The 17,025-nt window shown below is 61.1% G+C and carries 17 protein-coding genes; 4 read left to right on the top strand and 13 right to left on the bottom strand.

All coding sequences use genetic code 11. The annotated features are described in order from the left end of the window. Positions 1–511: 511 nt before the first annotated feature. Positions 512–814 (top strand): hypothetical protein, encoded by a 303-nt coding sequence (locus tag M9827_RS20230; protein ID WP_250606818.1) that lies wholly within the window; start codon positions 512–514, stop codon positions 812–814. Between the two features lie 132 nt (positions 815–946). Here M9827_RS20230 and M9827_RS20225 read toward each other — a convergent pair whose 3' ends face one another. The 8 genes from M9827_RS20225 to M9827_RS20190 form a co-directional block, all read right to left on the bottom strand. Next, positions 947–1,816 carry an oxaloacetate decarboxylase gene (locus M9827_RS20225; protein ID WP_016774123.1) on the bottom strand — a complete coding sequence of 290 codons (870 nt, stop codon included), beginning with the start codon at positions 1,814–1,816 and terminating at the stop codon, positions 947–949. A 167-nt stretch (positions 1,817–1,983) separates the two neighbouring features. Next, entirely contained in the window at positions 1,984–3,018 is a 1,035-nt protein-coding gene (gene astA, locus M9827_RS20220) for an arginine N-succinyltransferase (protein WP_250606817.1), read from the bottom strand. Between the two features lie 61 nt (positions 3,019–3,079). Next, positions 3,080–4,096, bottom strand: coding sequence for an arginine N-succinyltransferase (locus tag M9827_RS20215; RefSeq protein WP_250606816.1), 1,017 nt, complete (start codon positions 4,094–4,096; stop codon positions 3,080–3,082). Positions 4,097–4,214: 118 nt separating this feature from the next. Continuing rightward, positions 4,215–5,564 (bottom strand): APC family permease, encoded by a 1,350-nt coding sequence (locus M9827_RS20210; protein ID WP_250606815.1) that lies wholly within the window; start codon positions 5,562–5,564, stop codon positions 4,215–4,217. Positions 5,565–5,641: 77 nt separating this feature from the next. After that, on the bottom strand, positions 5,642–6,394 hold the full coding sequence (locus M9827_RS20205; RefSeq protein WP_250606814.1) for an N-formylglutamate amidohydrolase: 753 nt from the start codon (positions 6,392–6,394) through the stop codon (positions 5,642–5,644). Next, a complete protein-coding gene (locus tag M9827_RS20200; protein ID WP_250606813.1) occupies positions 6,378–7,709 on the bottom strand; it encodes a type I glutamate--ammonia ligase in 1,332 nt (443 codons plus the stop codon). The genes M9827_RS20205 and M9827_RS20200 overlap by 17 nt, the downstream gene beginning before the upstream one ends. Next, on the bottom strand, positions 7,706–8,350 hold the full coding sequence (locus M9827_RS20195; RefSeq protein WP_034152528.1) for a cysteine hydrolase family protein: 645 nt from the start codon (positions 8,348–8,350) through the stop codon (positions 7,706–7,708). The genes M9827_RS20200 and M9827_RS20195 overlap by 4 nt, the downstream gene beginning before the upstream one ends. Positions 8,351–8,352: 2 nt before the next feature. Further along, positions 8,353–9,207: a MurR/RpiR family transcriptional regulator gene (locus M9827_RS20190; RefSeq protein ID WP_034152527.1), complete on the bottom strand. Its 855-nt coding sequence runs from the start codon at positions 9,205–9,207 to the stop codon at positions 8,353–8,355. A gap of 329 nt (positions 9,208–9,536) precedes the next feature. Here M9827_RS20190 and M9827_RS20185 point away from each other — a divergent pair, with 329 nt between their 5' ends. Both M9827_RS20185 and cobF read left to right on the top strand, forming a co-directional pair. Next, positions 9,537–10,091 (top strand): histidine phosphatase family protein, encoded by a 555-nt coding sequence (locus M9827_RS20185; protein WP_250606812.1) that lies wholly within the window; start codon positions 9,537–9,539, stop codon positions 10,089–10,091. Continuing rightward, positions 10,091–10,846 (top strand): precorrin-6A synthase (deacetylating), encoded by a 756-nt coding sequence (cobF, locus tag M9827_RS20180; RefSeq protein ID WP_250606811.1) that lies wholly within the window; start codon positions 10,091–10,093, stop codon positions 10,844–10,846. Before M9827_RS20185 ends, cobF begins: the two co-directional genes overlap by 1 nt. A 162-nt stretch (positions 10,847–11,008) precedes the next feature. Here cobF and M9827_RS20175 read toward each other — a convergent pair whose 3' ends face one another. From M9827_RS20175 to M9827_RS20165, 3 genes are read right to left on the bottom strand one after another with little or no spacing between them, the layout of a single operon-like run. Beyond that, positions 11,009–12,190, bottom strand: a complete 1,182-nt coding sequence (locus M9827_RS20175) for an acetyl-CoA C-acetyltransferase (RefSeq protein WP_250606810.1) — start codon at positions 12,188–12,190, stop codon at positions 11,009–11,011. Positions 12,191–12,201: 11 nt separating this feature from the next. After that, positions 12,202–12,867 (bottom strand): CoA transferase subunit B, encoded by a 666-nt coding sequence (locus M9827_RS20170; RefSeq protein ID WP_116031285.1) that lies wholly within the window; start codon positions 12,865–12,867, stop codon positions 12,202–12,204. A gap of 24 nt (positions 12,868–12,891) precedes the next feature. Continuing rightward, the gene (locus M9827_RS20165; RefSeq protein WP_250606809.1) at positions 12,892–13,590 is read right to left on the bottom strand and encodes a CoA transferase subunit A; all 699 of its coding nucleotides are present in this window, start codon (positions 13,588–13,590) and stop codon (positions 12,892–12,894) included. Positions 13,591–13,803: 213 nt separating this feature from the next. Here M9827_RS20165 and M9827_RS20160 point away from each other — a divergent pair, with 213 nt between their 5' ends. Further along, complete coding sequence (locus tag M9827_RS20160) at positions 13,804–14,691, top strand: LysR family transcriptional regulator (RefSeq protein WP_250606808.1); 888 nt, start codon at positions 13,804–13,806, stop codon at positions 14,689–14,691. Positions 14,692–14,891: 200 nt separating this feature from the next. On the opposite strand, the gene M9827_RS20155 is transcribed toward M9827_RS20160, so the two are convergent. After that, positions 14,892–15,734 (bottom strand): NAD-dependent protein deacetylase, encoded by an 843-nt coding sequence (locus M9827_RS20155; RefSeq protein ID WP_250606807.1) that lies wholly within the window; start codon positions 15,732–15,734, stop codon positions 14,892–14,894. A gap of 54 nt (positions 15,735–15,788) precedes the next feature. Then, the gene (locus M9827_RS20150; protein ID WP_250606877.1) at positions 15,789–16,835 is read right to left on the bottom strand and encodes a class I SAM-dependent methyltransferase; all 1,047 of its coding nucleotides are present in this window, start codon (positions 16,833–16,835) and stop codon (positions 15,789–15,791) included. Positions 16,836–17,025: the final 190 nt, after the last annotated feature.

Raw genomic sequence — 17,025 nt, 5'->3', positions numbered from 1 at the left:
GCGTAGATCCAGAGCATCCCCCAATCAGTTCCCTTTCCTGGAGGGAGAGGGGACTGACCGTGTTGTTTGTGATGAATACGGCGATCTGAAAGATCCATTTGAATTCAAAGTCGGATTCAGCGCGGTATCACAAGTCGGCGTAGATCCCGAGCATCCCCCAATCAGTTCCCTTTCCTGGAGAGAGAGGGGACTGACCGTGTTGTTTGTGATGAATACGGCGATCTGAAAGATCCATTTGAATTCAAGGTCGGATTCAGCGCGGTATCACAAGTCGGCGTAGATCCAGAGCATCCCCCATTCAGTTCCCTCTCCCTCTGGGAGAGGGCTAGGGTGAGGGGCTTTTGTGGGAAAAGTGGAAGGCGCGGACGGCGTACAAAAAATACCGAAAAGTCCGACAGAAACGCTCATTGCGGCCGTTGAGCGCGGCTCTTATAGTCTCGGCTCGCAGAAAAATCTGCGACGATCTTGGCCGGTCGAATACAGCACCTGACCCCTATTTGGAGTGAACTCTATGACCGACCAAGTAATGCCCCGCTTCCTCCCCATCGACACCTACGACGCCGATTCCCCGGTGCTCTTCCTCAACACCCATTCAGAACTCAGCGACATGGCCGCCTGTGCGATGCACCGGTTTGTGGTTGTGCGCGATCTGGCCGACACCTTTGCCAGTCTCAACCTCAAGGGCATTTCCGATTGTGATCTGACGCGGGTGACCAGCGCGGTGCATCTGTTGATGCGCGAGGGCTGTGCGATTCTGAATGTGATTCAGGCGCGGGCGGTGCAGCGGGAAGAGGCTTACAAGACGCCGGTTTAGTGGTGTAGCGGCGGGCCTCATCGCTGGCAAGCCAGCTCCCACAGGGTTTGGTGTTGAACCATCAATTGATGTCGAACCGCATAACCTGTGGGAGCCTGGCTTGCCAGCGATGGCGTCAGCCCGGCCAACCCATCACTCCTTGACGCTCATGTATTCCTTGGCCCAGAGAATGTATTCCTCCGGCTGGGTGTAGGTGTGCGTCAGTTCAGTCGCGCTCAGATCGGACGCCTGGGTAAAGATCTGTCGCTGCTCACGCAGGCTGTCATACGTCGCTTTGATCGCCGCAAAGTACGCACCATGGCCATCGATGGTCACACGTACACCGAGCTCGGCCAGACGCTTGTCGTCGCGCAGCGCCGGGTTGCCGTAGGTCACCAGCATCAGCGGTACGGTCAGGTGTTCGGCGATTTGTTCTAGCTGATCGAAATCCTGAACCCCGACCATGCAAATACCGTCAGCGCCGGCCGCTTGATATTGGCGAGTGCGGCTGATGATTTCCTGATTCGGCAGGATGCCGGCATTGGTACGGGCGATGATCGCCATTTCCGTATCAACCCGGGCTTCCAGCGCCGCGCGGATCTTGCCGACGCCTTCGGCAACGGTGATCAGGTCGGTGGATTTGCGGCCGAATTGCGCCGGCAGCAAGGTGTCTTCGATGGTCAGGGCGGCGACGCCGGCGCGTTCCAGTTCGACGATGGTGCGCATCACGTTGAGGGCGTTGCCGTAGCCGTGGTCGGCGTCGGCGATCACCGGCAATTGGGCGACGCGGCCGATGCGGGTGGCCTGCTCGGCGAACTCGCTGAGGGTGATCAGGGCAAAGTCCGGGGCGCCGAGCACCTGCAAAGAGGCTACGGAACCGCCGAGGATGCCCACTTCAAAACCCAGGTCTGCGGCAATGCGCGCGGACATCGGATCGAACACCGATGCCGTGTGGTAGCAGGTGTCGGAAGCCAGCAGTTGACGGAAGTTACGGCGCAAATCTTGATGGGAAAGCCGGGTCATACAAGTTCCACCAATACAAAGGAATGGAAAGGCTTGAACAAAGGTGTCAACGCCGAAGAATGAAAAGGCTATCACGCGAATGGGTCAAGGATCATGACGAATTTGCAAGGGACAGGTTGCCGCGGGCCCTTTTGCTGAAAGGATTTACCTTTTTGCGGTGGTGACCGTCAGGCCGCCACCGCCTGTTGCTGTTGATTGGGCAACATCACCGCCCGCACCGAATTACCCGGTTGCAGTTGCAGGCGCTTGGCGGTGAGGCGGTCGATCACCAGGCTGCTGCCGACCCGGCGAGCGCGGGCGACGGTGATGCGGCAGTTTTCCAGACGCCGGTTGTGAATCAGCCACAGCGGCGCCTGTTCGTCCTGGCTGCCGAGGATCAGGGTCAGCTCGACGCTTTCGCGCACGGTGCGGATCGAGCGCACCGGCGCTTCGATCACCGGGCCGCCGTCGAAGATGTCGATGTAGCCTTTGTGGATGAAACCTTCGGCCTGGAGGATTTTCAGCGCCGGTTCGGTATTCGGATGTGCCTGGCCGATCGCCGCCTGGGCTTGTTCGGTGAGCATGCAGGTGTACAGCGGCTGGCGCGGCATCAGTTCGGCGATGAACGATTTGTTGCCCAGCCCGGACAAGTGGTCGGCATGGCTGAAGTCCATTTGAAAGAAATGCCGGCCCAGGCTGTCCCAGAACGGCGAACAACCGTGTTCATCGGCACTGCCACGCAGTTCGGCGATTATCTTTTCGCCGAACAGGTGCGGAAACTCGGCAACGAACAGCAAGCGCCCCAGCGACAGCAGGCGGCCATTGCTGCCGTGGCGCTGATCATGGCCGAGAAACAGCGAGCACAGCTCCGATTGGCCGGTCAGTTCGTTGTTGAGAAATAGCGTCGGAATCTGCCGCTGAATGCCCAGATCCGGCGCCGAACTTACCGTCAGCCCGACCCGATAGTTGTACCAGGGCTCGCGCAGGCCGACCGCCCCGGCCAGGGCGCTGACGCCGACTACGCGCATGTCGTCGTCTTCAAGCACAAACAGATAGTCCGCGTCGGCCCGTTCCACTTGTTCGGCGAACGCTCGTTGCGCCCAGCGAACCCGGTGGGACAGGCGATCTTCATTGGCCGGCAGGGTGGTGAACCCCGGGCCGGCCTGTTGCACCAGCGCCATCAAGGCTGGCAGGTCGCTGACTTTGACCGGGCGGACAATCATGCTGTAACTCCTTCTGCGCGCCTGTTCGGGCACTGTCGTTGGCTGCGGAATCGAGTAGGTTTCACAGGGCAATCAGCCGGATCGGGCTGCCATCGGTCACGTTCAGCGCCGCACACATTGCAGGGGTGAGGGCCAGCGGTTGATCAGTCTGGTAATCGAGTTCGGCCATGATTGCCCGGAAGCCGTGCAGCGCGTCGTTGCTCAGCAGATAACGGCCACGGGCATCGATTTGTGGCCGTTGCTGCACCGTTGCCGTCTGGCTGCGGGCGATCGAACGAATGTTGGCGGTGCGCGCATACAGGGTCGGGCCAGCATCGAACAAGTCGATGTAGCTGTTGGTTTCGAAGCCTTCACGCTCAAGGATGTCGAACGCTTCCTGCCCGTCCGGGTGGATGCGCCCGATGCAGTCCTGCGCGGCTTGCGGCAGCATCGGCACGTAGATCGGGTATTGCGGCATCAGTTCGGCGAGGAACGTGCGGCTCTGCAGCCCGCACAGCCGCTCGGCTTCCGCGTAGGGCAGGTCAAAGAAGTGTTTGCCCAGCGCATCCCAGAACGGCGAATGACCTTGCTCGTCGCTGTAGCCGACCAGTTCAGTAATCACTGCCTCGGCAAAGCGCGACGTGTGGGCGGCGATGAACAACAGGCGCGCCCGTGACAACAATTCGGAAAACGGCGTACGCACCCGTTCGGCATCGATATGAAAACCGCGCAGCAGCGTGTGGCCGCTGAGGTCATGGCACAGCGACAGCGCCGGCACACCGTGCTCAATGTTCAGCTCGCGGGATGCACTGGTGAAATGGCGGTTGCGCAAGCTGTAGAACGGCTCGTCAAAGCCCGCCGTCGCGAGAATCTCCGAGCAGCCGACCAGCCGTTGGCTGTCCAGGTCTTCCAGCACGAAGAAGTAGTTCTCCGGGCCGTTAGCCTGCGCCGCGCTGGCGAACGAGGCGCAGGAGCCGGCGATTTTCTCGCGCAGGCGGTCGCTGTCGTCCGGCAGGGAAGTCACGCCCACCAGACTGTCGCGGGCCAATTGCTGTAGCTGGGGCAGGTCAGTCTGTTCGACTGGGCGTAAGACCAGCATGGATGTACTCCTGTATCAAAAGGTTCGGCAAATTCGCCGAACCTGACTATCACTGTCGGTTTCCACGCGATAAATCGGCGGTCGCCTGATTTGTTGTCAGACGCCGCTCTTTTTCTTGTCAGCCGTTGCTCGGGTCAGGCAGCGCGGTGCTGGCGCCGAACTTGTTGAGGAAGAACAGGTACACCAGACCCAGGGCAATCCAGATCAGGCCGAGTTTCTGCGCATCGACGCCCATGTTGTACATGATGGCCGCGACGATGATGAAGCCGATCACCGGGCAGATCAGGTGGCGCACCACCTGACCGGATTTCTGCCGACGCCAGTAGTAGTTGATCACTGTCAGGTGCAGCAGCATGAAACCGCTGAGCGCGCCGAAGTTGACCAGCGAGGTCAGGGTGTCGACCGAGTTGATGAACAGGTAGCAGATCACCAGCGACAGCACTGCCACCAGATAAATGCTCAGGTACGGCGTGTTGTGTTTCGGGTGCACCTTGGCCAGCACTTTTGGCAGTTTGCCGTCGCGGGCCATGCCGAACAGCAGGCGCGAGACTGCGGCTTGCGAAGTGATGGCCACGGCCACGCCCCAGGCCAGAGCCGTCGCGACAGCGGTCAGGGTCGCCAGCCAACTGCCGGCGGCGATTTCGGCGATTTCATAGAACGCGGTGTCGGCGGATTTGAAACCCATGCCCGCCGCCAGATCAGTGGCGATCCAGGTTTGCGCAACGAAAATCACGCCCATCACCATCAGGGTGATCAACGCGGCTTTGCCGACGCTTTTGCCCGGATCACCCTTGATTTCTTCGGCGAGCGTGGAGATCGCATCGAAGCCAAGGAACGACAGCACCGCAATCGACACCGCTTGCATCAGCAGGGCGAAGTTAAAGGTTTCCGGGTGATACAGCGGCGCCAGAGTCAATTCGCCGTTACCGCCACCGTTGTGCAGGGCATTCCAGGCGTAGAACAGGAAAATCCCCAGCACCACCAGTTGCGCCAGCAGGAAGATGATGTTCATCCGTGCGGTGAAGGTGATGCCGCGCAGGTTGACGAAGGTGGCGCTGACCAGAAAGGCCAGAATGAAGCCGACTTTCGGGATGTCGGGGTACAAATGGTTGAGGGCCATCGCCGCGTAAACGTAAAGCAGGGGCGGGATCAGCAGGTAATCGAGCAGCATCAGCCAACCGGCGATGAAGCCGACGTGCTGATTGAGGCCGCGTTGCGCATAGGAATACACCGAACCGGCAATCGGAAAGGCCTTGGCCATGCTGCCGTAGCTCAGCGCGGTGAACAGCATCGCCACCATGCCGATGATGTACGCCAGCGGCACCATCCCCGGGGCCTCGGCGTTGACGTAGCCATACACACCGAACGGGGCGATGGGGATCATGAAGATCATCCCGTACACCACCAGGTCGGTCAGCGTCAGGCTACGTTTCAACTCTTGCTTGTAGCCGAATTCTTCAATTTCCATGAAGCGCAACTCCTTGTCAGCCAGTCGGTCGTTTTAGTTGTTATCGGTCCATCGTTTACAGCGTCAGCAGTCTTGCATTACAGCAATGGCGCGAGGTATCCGGCCCAGCGTGATACCGCTTCGGGGCTGCGCAGCAAGTCGTTGCGCACCTCGATCAGCACCGAGTCGAGGCCACGGGCATCGCCGTGCACAGGCACGGTCATGTCGCCCAGCGGATCGATCTTGTACGGCTGGTTGCCTGCCACTTTCAGCGGATGCTCGCCGAGGCCGTCGAGCAGGCGTTGCGCGTAGGCCCTGGCCTGACCGAACAACACGCCGGCTTCCAGCGGTCGCGGCTGGCCGTAAAACACCGGGGTGAAACTGTGAATCCCCACCACACGCACCGCTTGGCCCTGTGCCACGCGTGCGTCGATCAACGTTTGCAAGCGCGCGTGAAACGGTTTGAACAGGGTCTGGCGACGGTATTCGCGGGTGGCTTCGTCCAGTTCGCGGTTGCCCGGCACCTGATAGATTTCGCTCTGCACCGGAATGCTGTCCGGGGCGTGGCGTGGCCGGTTCAGATCGATCAGCAGGCGCGAATAATTGGCGCTCAACAGGGTTGCGCCGAGCCTTTCCGATAACTGCTCGGCCAGTTGCAGCGCGCCAATGTCCCAGGCGATGTGTTCACCAGCGGCGACCTCGTCCAGGCCCAGATTGTTCAGGGCCTCGGGGATGTAGCGGCTGGCGTGTTCGCACACCAGAATCAGCGGGTGCGTCGAATCGGCGCGGCTCAGGTTGTAGGCCGGTCGGGTGTACAACCCCAGCTCGGTGGATTCAGTACAGGCGTGCATAGTGCTCACACAAGTCAGCGGGCGAGAGCTGTTCCGTCAGCGCCAGTTCCTCGGTTTTAAGGGCGTAATAGGTGTCGAGCAGCGGCTTGGGCAGCCATTCGCTGAAGGCGCCACTGTTGCGCAGGCAATCCAGCGCCTGGGCCAGCGAGGCGGGCAGGGCGACGATGCCCCGGGCCTTGCGTTGCTCGTCGTTGAGTGAATCGGGGATTTCGTTGGTGATCGCGTTCAGCGCCAGGCGCTGTTCGATGCCTAGTCGCCCGGCGATCAACAGCGCAGCCATGGCCAGATGCGGCGAAGCGGTGGCGTCCATGGCGCGGAATTCGAGGTTGAACTGGTTGGCCACGGACTTGCCGCCGAGGGTCACGGTCGGGCAGATGCGCAGCGCCGCCTCGCGGTTCTGCTGGCCCAGACAGGCGTAGGACGCGCTCCAGTGATGCGGTTGCAAGCGCTCGTACGACACCGGCGTCGGTGCGGTGAAGGCACAGAGTGCCGGCAGGTAATGCAGGATCCCCGCCGCCCAATGCTGGCCGAGACTCGACAGACCGTTGCTGGTGCCCGCGTCGTAAAGCATCGGCTGGCCGGCCAGATCGAGCAGGCTGACGTGCAAGTGCACGCCATTGCACACCGCGTCGGCGGCGGTCTTCGGCGCAAAGCTCAAGTCCAGGCCCATTTGCCGGGCGATCTCGCGGGTAATCTCGCGCACGTTGACGGCGCGATCGGCCGCCGCCACGCCGAGCGTCGGGCGGCAGGTGATTTCGTATTGGTGTTTGCCGTATTCCGGCAGAAACATTTCCGGTTCGACCCCGCCGGCGCGCAGGGCGCTGAGCAGCCAGCCGCCGAACTCGGCACCCTGACGCTGGGCTTCGAGGGAAAACGCCAGATGTTCGGCAAAACCGGCGTGCAGGTTGAATTCGTGTTCGAACGCAGCGTTGACCTGCAAGCCCAGTTCATCGCGATAACGCTCGATTTCATCACGCAACAGCGTGCGCGGGCAGGCGCCCCACGGGCGGCCATCGGTTTCACGGATATCGCCGTGAATGAAATCCAGCGCTGGTGCGTCGGCGTCCGGGCCGTTGCCGACAGTGACGCGGCTGCTCAGGTCGGGAATCAGCCGCAGGTCGCCATACGCGCCCCACGGATTGGTCGAAGCAATGATGTCCTGCGGCGTCAACGCGCTGTTGGCCGGCACCCAGCCGCAACCGGCGGCCTGATAATGTTCCAGCTCATCGGTGGGAAACGAGCGGCCCCGGGTGATGCCGATCAGGTCGGTGGTGACCAGCGTGGTCATCGGCAGCGGTGACAGGCGCGCGCTCATGGCCGCATCTCCTGCAGGCGGGCGAGCACGGTGTCGGTGTCGGTGATCCAGCAGTAACCCTTGATCGCATTCAGGCAGGCGTGATGGCGTTCGGCGCTGTAAGTGGCGCAGGCATCTTCCACCAGGGTGACCAGATAACCGCGATCGGCGGCGTCGCGTACCGCCATGTCAACGCATTGGTCGGTGACGATGCCAGCGATGATCAGGTGACGGGTTTCGAGGTTGCGCAGGACGTAGTCGATGTTGGTCGAGTTGAACACCCCGGACGAAGTCTTCGGCAGAACGATTTCGTTTTCCACCGGGCTCAGGTCTTCGATGATCCGTGCCTGCACGCTGCCCTTGGGCAGATGCATGTCCGAGAGTTTGTGATCGAGCGAGCGATCGCGACCATCCGCAGTAAGGCTTTCGATAATGGTGTGCAGCACATTCTGCCGCGCCTCGCGAAAAGCGCTGAGCAAACGACGTTGGTTGGGCACCACCTGCATGTGTGCACGGGTCAGGAAATACTCGGCGTCAGGCCCGTTGAGGTGCGCGTCGAACTGCGGTTCGAGCCAGGCACGCTGCATGTCCACCAGCAACAGTGCGGTGTGATCGGTGACAAACGGCAAGTCCCGGGGCGAGCGGTGGGGAAGGCTGAACATCCTTATTTATCCTCCAGCAGGTGGGTGTTGAAGTCATTGCGCAGGGCATCGATGCCTTCCAGGCGATCGGCGAGGTTTTCGGTGCGCAAGGTCAGGCAGGCGATCAGTGCTTCGACCTGCGCCAGCGCCGGCACCATGGTGTCGAACGGCGACGCCGATTCCACCGGGGCGCTGATGATCAGGTCGGCCAGCTCGCGCAGCGGCGAGGCATAGATATCGGTAAACAGCACCACGCGCGCGTTGTTGTTCTTTGCCGCGCTGGCGACCCGCAGGGCCTGGGTCTGGTAGCGGCGATAGTCGAACAGCAACACCACATCCTGACGTTGCAGATCGAACAGGCGATCAGGCAGTTGCGCGTTGTCTTCCAGAGCAAAGCAGCCGGGGCGCAGCAGACGCAGGTGATTGAGCAGGTAGGTGGCCATCAGACTGCTGAAGCGCCCGCCGAAGCAGTACACCTGATGCCGGGCATCGAGCAGCCAGTCGGTGAGAATGCGCACGTCTTCGGGTTGAGTCAGCGATTGGGTTTCGACCAGCAGGCGATGGCTGTCGCCCAGATAGTGGCTCCAGGCGTCGTCCTTGTGCTGATGGGCGCGCGGTTGCAACAGCGTGCGCGGCGAGCGCAGGCGATGGTCCATGTCACTGAGCAGGGCATCCTGGAATTCGGCGTAACCGCCGAAGCCGAGTTTTTTCACCAGCCGCACAATGGTCGGATCGCTGACGCCGGCATGTTCGGCCAGACGCGCCATCGGCCCCAGACCGTTGCGTGGGTACTGATCAAGCAAGGCGCGAACGACTTTGCGCTCCGACGGCGTAAGATCCAGGCCGGGATCGGTGATCAGGTCTCTGAGAGGGGGCATCCGGGCTCCTGCTGGATGAGGGTGTTGAATTCGCTTCATAATCCGTCAAAACAGTATTTATGTAACTGGCGTTACATGTCTAGTGAATTTTTCAACGTGTTGAAAAGGCCCCAAAACGGGGCGAGATGCCCGTGTAACAAGGGCTACACGGATTTCGACAGAGCTTGTAGTCCATCGCCCACAATAGCGTCAGAGATTGCCGTATTTCTGCTTCTGTCCGCACTTGCCGGGGCCAGTCAACCGTCCCACAGCCCTCGGTTTACGGCACAATTACCGACAGAACGGCTTTGTGCCGCTGATTTTCATGAAGGCCCACCGGAGCGATCCCTGTGCAGACCACTCGTTTGACATTGATTTGCCATGCGCGAACCGTCGCACAGAAATTGGCGTGTTTTCCTACGAATGAACCTGTTGAAAATAGCGGGCTGGCGCCGGGGGCATTAACCGAGCGTTTCGACGCCGCGCGACGCTTGATTTGCGCGCCGGAGTTGCGCACGCGACAGACAGCGGCGTGGTTTGGCGCAGACGCGCAAGTTGATGAGGCGCTGCGCGATTGTGACTGGGGACGCTGGCATGGCCAGTCAATCAAAACCCTGCAAGCCTCGGAAGAAGAAGCGCTGCACGCTTGGCTCGAAGACCCGCAAGTCAGCCCCCACGGCGGTGAGTCGGTGATGCAGTTGGGCGAGCGCGTGGCCACGTGGTTGTCCAGTCTGCAAGCCACGCCAGGACATGTCGTGGCGGTGACGCATCCGTTTGTCATCCGCGCCGCGCTGACCCACGTGATGCGCGGTTCGGCGTTTCATGACATTGATGTCGAACCATTGTCGATGCTTGAACTGCGCTTCACCGGGCGCTGGCGCCTGTGTCTTAAAGGAGCTTTGTGATGAAACAACTGCTGGTGATCGGCATCGGTGCCGGCAATCCCGACTACATCACGATGCAGGCGGTGAAGGCGCTGAATCGGGTCGACGTGTTCTTTCTGATGGATAAAGGCCAGAGCAAGGACAAGCTGATCGACCTGCGCCGCGAGATTTGCGAGCGCTACATCGACGACCCTGACTATCGCTTCGTCGAGGCCCACAGCCCGGAGCGCGAACGCGGCGATATTGACTACACCGCCAGTGTCGATGAGCTGAACCGCGCCAAGCAGCAGACCTTTGAGCGCCTGATCAATGACCAATTGTCTGACGGCCAGTGCGGCGGTTTCCTGGTGTGGGGCGATCCGGCGTTGTACGACAGCACCGTGCGCATCCTCCAGGCGATTCTGGCCTCGGGCGCGTGTGCCTTCGAGTTTGAGGTGATCCCCGGGATCACCAGCGTTCAGGCGCTGGCGGCGCAGCACAAGGTGCCGTTGACCACCATCGGTCGCTCCATCGAAATCACCACCGGTCGACGTTTGGCGGCGGGGCAGGTGAGTGATGCGGACAGCGTGGTGGTGATGCTTGATGCCGAAGACTCGTATCAGCGGGTCGCCGATCAGCAGACCGAGATTTACTGGGGCGCGTACCTCGGCACGCCGGACGAGATTTTGATCAGTGGCAGGCTGGCGGATGTTGCTGATGAGATCGAGCGGGTGCGCAAGGCTGCGCGGGCGGAGCATGGGTGGATCATGGATACGTATTTGTTGCGCAAGCCTTAGATTTTCGCTGGCCGGGCGGGCCTCTTCGCGAGCAGGCGCCGGAACATTCAACGCACATTTTAAACAGGCAAAAAAACACCCGGTGCAACGCAAGTCGCACCGGGTTTTTGTTGCCAGCAAGCGGCAGATGTCGTGGATCCGCCGTTCGCTGTTGAACTCTGGTTATGCGCGTTCCAGCGCCAGCGCCACACCCTGACCGCCGCCGATGCACAGGGTCGCCAGACCCTTTTTTGCATCACGCTTGATCATTTCATGCAGCAGCGTCACCAGCACGCGGCAACCCGATGCACCGATCGGATGGCCCAGCGCAATGGCGCCGCCGTTGACGTTGACCTTGTCCAGATCCCATTGCAGATCCTTGGCCACGGCCAGCGATTGCGCAGCGAAAGCTTCGTTGGCCTCGATCAGGTCGAGCTGGTCGATATTCCAGCCGGCCTTGTCGAGGCAGCGGCGGGTCGCCGACACCGGACCGATGCCCATGATCGCCGGGTCAACGCCAGCGTTGGCGTAGGCGGCGATTTTCGCCAGTACGGGCAGGCCGAGGGATTTGGCTTTTTCTGCGCTCATCAGAATCACGGCGGCGGCGCCGTCGTTCAGCGACGAGGCGTTGCCCGCCGTGACGCTGCCGTCCTTTTTGAATGCCGGGCGCAGTTTCGCCAGGGATTCGGCAGTGGTGTCGCCACGCGGCTGTTCGTCGACCTTGAACGCAACCGGATCGCCTTTGCGTTGCGGGATCAGGATCGGCGTGATCTCATCGACAAAGCGACCGGCCTCAATTGCAGCGGCGGCTTTCTGTTGAGAGGCTGCGGCGAAGGCGTCCTGCTGTTCGCGGCTGATCTCGTATTTATCGACCAGATTTTCGGCAGTGATGCCCATGTGGTAGTCGTTGAACGCATCCCACAGACCATCGCTGATCATGGTGTCGACGATTTGCGCATGGCCCATGCGCAGACCGGTTCGCGCGCCCGGCATGACGTAGTTGGACAGGCTCATGTTTTCCTGACCACCGGCGATGATCACCTCAGCGTCGCCGCAGCGGATCGCCTGCGCGCCGAGGTGCAGGGCCTTGAGGCCCGAACCGCACACTTTGTTCAGGGTCATCGCCGGTACGGCGTGGGGCAGGCCAGCCTTGATCGCAGCCTGACGCGCCGGGTTCTGGCCGGCGCCGGCAGTCAGCACCTGGCCCATGATCACTTCATCGACCTGCGCACCGTCCAGGCCGGTCTGTTCGAGCAACTGGCGGATCACCACCGCGCCCAGATCAACGGCGGACACGCTGGCCAGGGAACCCTGGAAACTGCCGATCGCGGTACGCGTGGCGGCAACAATTACGACGTCTTGCATTTTCGAATTCCTCACTGGGCAGCGAACTGCATTTCCGGTACGTGATCCGGGACGATCAGTTTACCAGCGGTTTTGGCGACGATTTCCTCGACGCTGACGCCAGGTGCGCGTTCCTTGAGGACAAAAGCGCCATTTTCGATTTCCAGGTAGGCGAGGTCGGTCAGCACACGCTTGATGCAGCCGGCGCCGGTCAGCGGCAGGCTGCATTTGGAGAGCAGCTTGGACTCACCGTCCTTGGACGCGTGGGTCATGATCACGATGATGTTGTCGGCGCCTGCCACCAGATCCATCGCGCCGCCCATGCCCTTGACCAGTTTGCCGGGGATCATCCACGAGGCGATGTTGCCTTCGACGTCCACTTCGAACGCGCCGAGTACGGTCAGGTCGACATGACCACCGCGGATCATCGCGAAGGATTCGGCGGAGTTGAAAATCGACGCGCCGATGCGCGCGGTTACCGTTTGTTTACCGGCGTTGATCATGTCGGCATCAATGGTGTCTTCCGTCGGAAACGGGCCCATGCCGAGCAGGCCGTTTTCCGATTGCAGCATGACTTCCATGCCGTCGGGAATGTAGTTGGCGACCAGGGTCGGAATGCCGATGCCGAGGTTCACATAAAAGCCGTCCTGCATTTCGCGGGCGACGCGCTGAGCCATTTGTTCGCGGGTAAGTGCCATGGTTTTATTCTCCGTCAGCCTGAATTATTTGCGGATGGTGCGCTGTTCGATGCGTTTTTCGAACGTGCCGCAAATGACCCGATCGACGTAGATGCCCGGGGTGTGGATCTGCGAGGGGTCGAGTTCGCCGGGTTCGACGATTTCTTCGACTTCAACCACGGTGATCTTGCCGGCGGTAGCCGCCAGCGGGTTGAAGTTCTGCGCGGTGTGACGGTAGATGACGTTGCCGAAGTGGTCGGCTTTCCAGCCTTTGACGATGGCGAAGTCGCCGGTGATGGATTCTTCCATCAGGTACTTGCGACCTTTGAATTCGCGTACTTCCTTGCCTTCGGCGACCGGGGTGCCGACGCCGGTGGCGGTGAAGAAGGCCGGAATGCCGGCGCCGCCTGCGCGCATCTTCTCGGCGAGGGTGCCTTGCGGGGTCAGGATGACTTCGATGTCGCCCTTGAGCAGTTGCTCTTCGAACAGCTTGTTTTCGCCGACGTAGGAGGCGATGACTTTGCTGATCTGATGATCGGTGAGCAGCACGCCGAGGCCAAAACCGTCGACGCCGCAGTTGTTGGAGACGACGGTGAGGTCACGGGTGCCTTTGCGCTTGATCTCGGCGATCAGGTTTTCCGGAATGCCGCACAGACCGAAGCCGCCGGCGATGACGGTCATGCCGTCCTCAAGCCCGGCCAGGGCTTCCTCGTAGGAACTCACACGCTTGTCGAAACCTGCCATATGCACCTCTTTTATTATTTGCGCGCGGCTGGCTAGCCGAATGGTTGGAGTGTCGCGCTGAAGGATATATTTGTTAAGTTGATTTTTAAGGTTGATTGATAGATAAAACTCAATAATCGCGTTATGGCGTGCGGCTTAACGCTTGATCGTTCCCACGCAGGAGCGTGGGAACGATCATGTACCACGATGCACCGACGATCCTGAGGTTTCAGTATGACCATCAAACAGATCCGCGCCTTCCTCGCCGTCGCCCAGAGCTTGAGTTTCGCCGTGGCCTGCGAGCGTCTGCACCTCTCGCAATCGGCGTTGAGCCTGACCATCAAAGCGCTGGAAGAGGGCCTGGGCGGGCGCCTGTTCAGCCGCAACACCCGCAATGTCGCGCTGACTGCCGAAGGCGAATCCTTGCTGCCACTGGCGCGGCGCTTGATCGCCGACTGGGATAACGCCGAAGACGAAATGCGCCAACGCTTCAGCTTGCAGCGCGGGCGGGTGACGCTGGCGGCGATGCCGTCGTTTGCTGGCAACCTGCTGCCGCCGATTCTCAAGACCTTTCGCGCGCGCTATCCGAACGTCAACGTCACGGTCAATGACGTGATCAACGAGCAAGTGCTGGAAATGGTCCGTGACCGTCAGGTGGAACTCGGTGTGGCATTCGAGCCGATGCAGAACACCTCGATGATGTTCACGCCGTTGTACATGGATCGCTTCGTCGCGGTGGTGTCGAAGGATTCGCCGTTGGCACAGCGCGGCGAAATCGATTGGCAGACGTTGTTGCAGGAGCCGTTCATCACCTTGCAGCGACCATCAACGGTGCGGGTGATGCTCGAAGAGCACCTGCAGGCGCGGGGCATGAAGTTGCCGGTGGAGTTTGAAAGCCATCAATTGGCGACGGTTGGGCGGATGGTCGCCAGCGGCCTGGGCGTCAGTGCCGTGCCGGCGTTGTGCGCCGAGCAGATGCAGGAGCTGGGCGCCCACTGTCTGACGCTGGATGATTCGGTGGAGCGGGCCATCGGCGTGCTGACCGAACCGGGCAATGAACTGTCGGCAGCGGCGCAGGCGTTGTTCGATATTCTCAAGGCTGAAGATCTCGGTCGACTGTGAGATATACCCCCTCACCCCAACCGTCTCTCCCAAGGGGGCGAGGGGGAAGGGAGCTGATCGCGGGCACTTCAGAAAATGGGTTCGACGCGAAATTTTCAGGTCGGTGTATCGCTTGACTACAACTCGGTCAGTTCCCTCTCCCCTGGGAGAGGGCTAGGGTGAGGGGCTTGGGTCCTGAGTCGAGCGCAGAATGCAGCAACTCACCGATCCAGCTCCCTGACCAACAGGGGCAAAAGCTGTTCACACGACGCTTCAATCTTCAAATCCAGCAAATCATCCGCCCGGGTCTTGCCCAGGTTGATTGCGATCAGCGGCTTACCGCGATCGGCAATCACCCGGCACAGGCGAAACGCCGAATAGGCCATCAACGAAGAACCCACCACCAACATCCCCGCCGCATTTTCTGCCGCCGCCATCGCCCTTGCCGCCGTGGGCTGCGCGACGTTCTCGCCGAAAAACACCACGTCCGGTTTCATCCGCTCGCCAGCGCAATGCGGGCAGTGCGGCACCTTAAAGCGCGCTTCGAAGGCCGGGTCGAGCAGGGTGTCGCCATCCGGCGCCTGCACCGCATCAACCCCGGCCAGATACGGGTTGTGCATTTCCATTAATTGTTGAATCGAATCGCGCTCGCTGCGCTGGCCGCAGTCCAGACACACAACGCGATGCAGGCTGCCGTGCAATTCGATCACATCGTGACTGCCGGCCTGATCGTGCAGGGTGTCGACGTTCTGGGTGATCAAGTCGCGGATCAGCCCACCGTGCTGCAAATCGGCCAATGCCTCGTGAGCCGCGTTCGGTTGCGCCTGACGTACCCTCGGCCAACCGAGCATGGCCCGCGCCCAATAGCGGCGGCGTGATTCCGGGGCGGCGAGGAATTCCTGATACATCATCGGCTGCCGGCCACGGCGTACACCGTCGCGGTCGCGGTAGTCCGGAATGCCCGACGGCGTGCTGATGCCGGCCCCGGTCAGCACAATGAAATCGCCATCGGCCATCACCTCTTGCAGAGTGTCGAGGTGTTCGCGGGTCGGGCTGTCGAGCATGGTCAGCGCTCCGAAGTGGGCAGTGCCAGCAGGTTAGCACGCGACCCGCGCAGGTTACTTGCGTGCCTCCAGAATCAGGTTGAACGGCGTTTGCGTGGCCCGGCGGAATTGCTTGAAACCGGCCTCGGCAAATACTTTGCGCAGACGCACTTCCCCCGCCTGCGCCCCCAGGCCCAGGCCGACTTCCTGCGACAGCGAGTTGGGGGTGCAGATAAACGTCGAGGCTGCGTAGAACAGCCGTCCGACCGGGGTGATGTTGTCGTCCAGTGTGTCGTTGGCGAACGGCTCGACCAGCAACACCGTGCCATCGTCTTTCAGCGAGTCATAGGCGTGACGGGCGGCGCCGACCGGATCGCCCATGTCGTGCAGGCAGTCGAAATAGCAGATCAGGTCGTAGTCATCGCCGGGGTAGTCTTTTGCCGAACCCTGAAAGAACCTCGCCCGGCTGCTGACTCCACCTTCCTCGGCGCGCTGGGTGGCGACAGTGATCGAGGGTGCGTGGAAGTCGTAGCCGACGAAGCGCGAATTGGGAAACGCCTGGGCCATGATCACGGTCGAGGCGCCATGACCGCAGCCAATGTCGGCGACTTTCGCGCCTTGCTCAAGCTTGGCCACCACACCGTCCAGCGCCGGCAGCCATTCGGCGATCAGGTGACCTTTGTAGCCGGGCCGGAAGAAACGCTCGGTGCCGGTGAACATGCATGGGTGGTGATCGCCCCAGGACAGGGCGCCGTTGCCGCGCATGGCTTTGACCAGTTTGTCCTTGTCGTGGAAAAACGACGCCACCACCCCGAGGCCGCCGGCGACATACACCGGTGAGTCTTCGATGGCCAGGGCCAGCGCTTGTTCTTCGGGTAAACGGAACTGGCCGTCATGGTGCTCCATGTAGCCGGATGCCACGTGAGCGCTGAGCCATTCACGTACCAGACGCGGGTTGCAGGTGGTTCTGGCGGCGAGGGCATCGGCACTGATCGGCTGACTGTCGGCCATTGCCCGGTACAACCCGAGTTCTTCGCCAACGATGACATTGGCCAGCATCGCCGCGCCGCCCATGTCGTTGACCAGTTTGCCCATGAATTCGTTGAGCTTCGTCTCATCCATCATGTGTGCTCCTGAAACAGGATCACGGTCCGGCGGCGTCGTAGGTCGAGGCGTGCGCCACCGGGCGGTGGTCACGGAGTTGGGCAGGGCACAGCTGACGTCCTGCGTCCCCCTCGACTGGGTAATAAAAGAGTCTAGCCCCGGTCCGGGGCTGGCGCTGTTTTTGTGAACAACGAAAACCTTGGTGGGA

It is taken from the genome of Pseudomonas sp. AKS31 (genome assembly GCF_023634765.1).
GTDB lineage: Bacteria > Pseudomonadota > Gammaproteobacteria > Pseudomonadales > Pseudomonadaceae > Aquipseudomonas.
The sequence above is the reverse complement of the archived record's forward strand: the minus strand, read 5'-3'. Positions and strand labels throughout refer to the sequence as shown.

What these genes read in the sequence shown, in the direction of transcription:
- M9827_RS20230 (WP_250606818.1), top strand. Translation starts at nt 512, where the DNA reads ATGACCGACCAAGTAATGCCCCGCTTCCTCCCCATCGACACCTACGAC.
- M9827_RS20225 (WP_016774123.1), bottom strand. Translation starts at nt 1,816, where the DNA reads ATGACCCGGCTTTCCCATCAAGATTTGCGCCGTAACTTCCGTCAACTG.
- astA (WP_250606817.1), bottom strand. Translation starts at nt 3,018, where the DNA reads ATGATTGTCCGCCCGGTCAAAGTCAGCGACCTGCCAGCCTTGATGGCG.
- M9827_RS20215 (WP_250606816.1), bottom strand. Translation starts at nt 4,096, where the DNA reads ATGCTGGTCTTACGCCCAGTCGAACAGACTGACCTGCCCCAGCTACAG.
- M9827_RS20210 (WP_250606815.1), bottom strand. Translation starts at nt 5,564, where the DNA reads ATGGAAATTGAAGAATTCGGCTACAAGCAAGAGTTGAAACGTAGCCTG.
- M9827_RS20205 (WP_250606814.1), bottom strand. Translation starts at nt 6,394, where the DNA reads ATGCACGCCTGTACTGAATCCACCGAGCTGGGGTTGTACACCCGACCG.
- M9827_RS20200 (WP_250606813.1), bottom strand. Translation starts at nt 7,709, where the DNA reads ATGAGCGCGCGCCTGTCACCGCTGCCGATGACCACGCTGGTCACCACC.
- M9827_RS20195 (WP_034152528.1), bottom strand. Translation starts at nt 8,350, where the DNA reads ATGTTCAGCCTTCCCCACCGCTCGCCCCGGGACTTGCCGTTTGTCACC.
- M9827_RS20190 (WP_034152527.1), bottom strand. Translation starts at nt 9,207, where the DNA reads ATGCCCCCTCTCAGAGACCTGATCACCGATCCCGGCCTGGATCTTACG.
- cobF (WP_250606811.1), top strand. Translation starts at nt 10,091, where the DNA reads ATGAAACAACTGCTGGTGATCGGCATCGGTGCCGGCAATCCCGACTAC.
- M9827_RS20175 (WP_250606810.1), bottom strand. Translation starts at nt 12,190, where the DNA reads ATGCAAGACGTCGTAATTGTTGCCGCCACGCGTACCGCGATCGGCAGT.
- M9827_RS20170 (WP_116031285.1), bottom strand. Translation starts at nt 12,867, where the DNA reads ATGGCACTTACCCGCGAACAAATGGCTCAGCGCGTCGCCCGCGAAATG.
- M9827_RS20165 (WP_250606809.1), bottom strand. Translation starts at nt 13,590, where the DNA reads ATGGCAGGTTTCGACAAGCGTGTGAGTTCCTACGAGGAAGCCCTGGCC.
- M9827_RS20160 (WP_250606808.1), top strand. Translation starts at nt 13,804, where the DNA reads ATGACCATCAAACAGATCCGCGCCTTCCTCGCCGTCGCCCAGAGCTTG.
- M9827_RS20155 (WP_250606807.1), bottom strand. Translation starts at nt 15,734, where the DNA reads ATGCTCGACAGCCCGACCCGCGAACACCTCGACACTCTGCAAGAGGTG.
- M9827_RS20150 (WP_250606877.1), bottom strand. Translation starts at nt 16,835, where the DNA reads ATGGATGAGACGAAGCTCAACGAATTCATGGGCAAACTGGTCAACGAC.